The sequence below is a fragment of the Mesorhizobium sp. M7A.F.Ca.CA.001.10.2.1 genome (assembly GCF_003998575.1).
Lineage (GTDB): Bacteria > Pseudomonadota > Alphaproteobacteria > Rhizobiales > Rhizobiaceae > Mesorhizobium.
Genome location: NZ_RZQY01000572.1, coordinates 1 through 4,035 on the forward strand (window position 1 = coordinate 1; position 4,035 = coordinate 4,035).

The 4,035-nt window shown below is 60.8% G+C and carries 4 protein-coding genes; 1 reads left to right on the top strand and 3 read right to left on the bottom strand.

Annotated features, from left to right (window positions below; all coding sequences use genetic code 11):
- On the bottom strand, positions 1-1,139 hold a 1,139-nt coding region (locus EN964_RS27500), incomplete at its 3' end, for an aldehyde dehydrogenase family protein (protein ID WP_127276977.1).
- A 290-nt stretch (positions 1,140-1,429) separates the two neighbouring features.
- Here EN964_RS27500 and EN964_RS27505 point away from each other — a divergent pair.
- Positions 1,430-2,266, top strand: coding sequence for an IclR family transcriptional regulator (locus EN964_RS27505; RefSeq protein WP_127327917.1), 837 nt, complete (start codon positions 1,430-1,432; stop codon positions 2,264-2,266).
- 505 nt (positions 2,267-2,771) lie between these two features.
- Here the strand turns inward: EN964_RS27505 and EN964_RS27510 are convergent.
- A complete protein-coding gene (locus EN964_RS27510; protein WP_127270803.1) occupies positions 2,772-3,662 on the bottom strand; it encodes a hydroxymethylglutaryl-CoA lyase in 891 nt (296 codons plus the stop codon).
- The coding region (locus EN964_RS27515; protein ID WP_164776024.1) for an ATP-binding cassette domain-containing protein at positions 3,646-4,035 on the bottom strand (390 nt) is incomplete at its 5' end. The genes EN964_RS27515 and EN964_RS27510, both read right to left, overlap by 17 nt.

The following is a 4,035-nucleotide window of genomic DNA, read 5'->3' on the forward strand; positions in this document are numbered from 1 at the left end:
AAATGCACCTTGCCTTTGCCCTCGACTTCCGACAGCGCTGCCTGGAAACGGCCGACTGTGGCGTCGCCATAGACAGGGCCCATAAAGGTCTCGGCCTTACGAGGATCTCCGACCACCAGCTTTCCAGCGAACGCTACCAGTTTCTCGATGAATTCCGCCTTGACCTTCTCGTCGACATACACGACCGAGCATGCGGAGCACTTCTGGCCTTGCAGGCCAAAAGCGGAGCGCGCCACCCCCTGCGCCGCGCGGTCGAGGTCGGCCTTGCTCGTCACGTAGGCGGGGTTCTTGCCACCCATTTCGGCGATGACGGGCTTCATGTGGGGCAGCGTTGCCATATGACGGAAGATGCTCATGCCGGTCTTATGGGAGCCGGTGAATGCAACGCCGTCGATGCCGTTGTCGGTGGCAAGAAGGCGCCCCACCTCTCCATCGCCAAGCACGATGTTGAAAACACCTTCGGGCAAGCCCGCTTTGCGAAGCGTTTCGGCAATCAGCAGTCCGGTCAGCGCGCAACCCGGCGACGGCTTGTAGACCACCGCATTGCCTGTCAACAGCGCACCCGTGACCATGCCGATCGACAAGGCGAGCGGAAAGTTGAAAGGAGCGATGACCGCGAAGACGCCATAGGGCTTCATGACGCTCGTAGCAGTCTCGTTTTCGACCAACACGTTCATGGGCCGGACGAACCCGTTGTTCGCCTTCATCTCCGATGCGTAGTACTCGACCATGTCGAGGCATTCCTCGGCTTCGCCGACTGCCTCGATGCGGGACTTTCCGATCTCGTAGAGCGCCGCCAAACCGAGGTCATATTTCCGCTCCGCAAGTGCCTCTCGCCAGCGAGCGCCGAATGCAAGGCGATCGTCCAGCGTCGAACGGTTCCAGGCCTTCGCGCCGGCCCGGGCTGCCTGGATCGCGCACTTGACGTCTGACGGGATTGAAACCGGGAACTTGCCGAGAGAGATTTTCTTGTCGATAGGGCTCAGGATCTCTTTCCGAGCGCCGGTCGCAAACGGCGTCGACCACTCGCGACCCAGTGTGTTCTTCTCGAAATCCGGGATCATTGCATCGAGGTGAGCGTGAACAGGGGAAAAATCCACCCCGATGTTCGAGTAGGTCACACGCGGGAGTTCAGCCATTTCAAGTTCCTCCGAAAATCGGTATTTATCCCGATAATCAGGATTTGGCTTGCGAGTCAATCGAGGGGCCCATAAAATGGAAATAATACCGAATTTCGGTATTATTCGTGAGGAGGTTTCGGGTTCGGGTTACCTAGCGGAGCCCGACAGCCGAGGGCGTGCGGCCGTTCGGCTATTCTACGGAGCCCCTCGGACTCGAGGCGCGGCGGGATAACGAGAGACCGACCTTGCCCCTCACGTCTGTTTTGAACGATAACCTTCTTGCAGTCGCAATTGTCAGATCGGCGTAGGTGCCCTTGAATACGAAATCGAAGAAGCCGAGCGCCAAGGACAGTCCCCTCGAGCGCTACATCTCGATCATGGAAACGGTCGCGCCGTTCGAGCATGGCTTGACGGCGATCGAGCTCGAAACGACGCTTGGACTGCCCAAAACCACGATCAACAGGCTGCTGCATGCCTTGATCGAAAGCGGGATGATCACCGCCGAGAGCGTTCGCAATCGGACATACCGCCTCGGCGATCGCTTGCTGCAGCTGCTACAGATGTCTCCGGATAGCGGCTGGCTGACGACGCTCGCGCAGCGACCGCTTCAGGATTTGGCCGACCGCACCGGCCAGTCGGCGTTCCTGTCGAAGTTCGACGGTACCGAGGTGCGCTCGGTCACCTGCGTCGCGCCCGACACTCCGGTCCGGACCTATGTCATGCCGGGTATGGCCATGCCTGTAAATGCGACCGCTTCGGCCAAGGCGATCCTTGCGTTTCATCCGCAGGAGACCGTGAACAGGATCCTGGCGACCGAGCTGCGCAGCTATACCGATCGGACTAAAACGAAGATCGCGGAGTTGACCAGGGAATTGGCGGAGGTTCGGCAGCAGGGCTATGCCATGGACCTGGCCGAGCATGTTCCGGGCCTGGGCTCGATCGCATTTCCGATAAGGCCGACGAGCGGTGAGGTGATGTACGCGGTGGGACTTACGGGACCCTACGGTCAGATCATAGAGCAAAACTTCAAGCAGCATTGCTCGGCGCTCGCAGAAGCCGCCCAGCGCATGGCAAAGCTGGCGCAGATGCACGCCTACAACGGATCGGCTTTGGCCGCAAAGAGTGCTGCAGCGGATCAGCGATAGGTCGGTGCTGAGAGGCCGGTCATCGCGCGAAGAGATGTTGCGCTTTGAACCTGTAGTTCGCGATATGTTCTCGACGGAAGTGAATGTCCGGCTCCATCCCTCTGAGAACCACCCAATAGAAACCTTGGAGGCTCGCCCATTGCATTCAGAGTAGCTGCTCGGATGGCAGATAATCTACATCGACCACCAGCGCGATTTCGTCGGCGTGAAGCTGTCGACCTGGCCGAAAGCGATCAATCAGTCGATGCGGATCGACATACAGAACCTGATGGGAACGATCGCCGACACTCTCCATTCGGTGTGAAGGCGATCGGGGCATTGGTACTGACGTTAACAACAAGGGCGGCACGCGCGCCAAAAATTCGATGCCTCGTCAAATTTTGCTAAAGCCGAGCGGGCAGCCAAGGCAGCAATATATAGCTCGTGTCGCATTTTCCGAGACGCCAGCCCCGAAGATCGGGACGGCACTGATTTCAGGCAAACTTGCTGCGGGGTTGTCGTGGTTTTATGGCTCGGCGAAAAACTTACCCTCGGCAAGCATGGTTTCGATGCCGGCCAGCAATTCGCGATTTATGCCGGTGGAAATCCCTTTCGACGCAAGGTGCGCCACCAGCGCGCCGCTGCGAAGATTGCCGGCCGCACCGGGCGCGTAGGGACAGCCGCCTAGCCCGCCGGCAGCGGCATCGAACACCCTGAGCCCGAGGTCCCAGGCGGTATCGACGTTGGCGAGCGCCAGGCCGCCGGTGTCGTGGAAATGCCCGGCCAGCCGCGCAGCCTCTGCTTCTTCGAGGGTTGCCAGCACCATGGCATGCACGCGCTCGGGTGTCGCCCTGCCGATCGTGTCGGCAACGGCGATTTCGGCGCAGCCGAGATCGCGCAGGCGCGCGACGACTCTCGCGGCCGCGCCGGGTTCGATCGGGCCTTCATAGGGACAATCGACGGCACAGGAGACATAGCCCCGCACCGGCAAGGAATGCTCGGCGGCCAGCGCGATCACTGGCACAAAACGAGCCAGCCCTTCCTCGATGGTACAATTGGTGTTTCGTTTCGAAAACGTCTCGGAGGCGCTGGTGAAGACCGCGAGTTCCTGCGCGCCGGCCGAGATCGCGGCCCGCGCACCTTGCTCGTTGGGCACCAGCGCGGACAGCATAAGCCCCGGGCGCCGCACAGCGCGCCGCATGACCTCATCATGATCGGCCATCTGCGGCACCCATTTCGGCGAGACGAAAGCCGTCGCCTCGATGCGGGCGAAGCCGCAATCGGCCAGCATGCCGATCAGGCGCAGCTTCTGCCCGGTCGAGACCAGCCGCTTTTCGTTCTGCAGGCCGTCGCGCGGACCGACTTCGACGATCGTGGCCTGCCGATCCTCACCGGGCGATTCAATGGACGGCGGCATACATGATCTTTTCTTCGGAGGCCTCGTCGATGGTCATCTCCTCGACGATACGGCCCTGGCGCGCCACCAGTATGCGGTCCGACAGATTGAGGATTTCAGGCAGATAGGACGAGATAACGACGACGGCCGCGCCCGCATCGGCAAGCCGCTCGATAATCTGATGGATCTCGGCGATGGCGCCGACATCGACGCCACGCGTCGGCTCGTCGAAGATGATCAGCGACGGCGCCTGGATTAGCGATTTGGCGATGACCACTTTCTGCTGATTGCCGCCGGAAAGCTCGACCACCCGAGCATTGGCGCCGATCGTGCGGACCTTCATCGTCTCGATCCATTCGGCCGATTGCCGGCGCGCTTCGCCAAGGCCGATTAC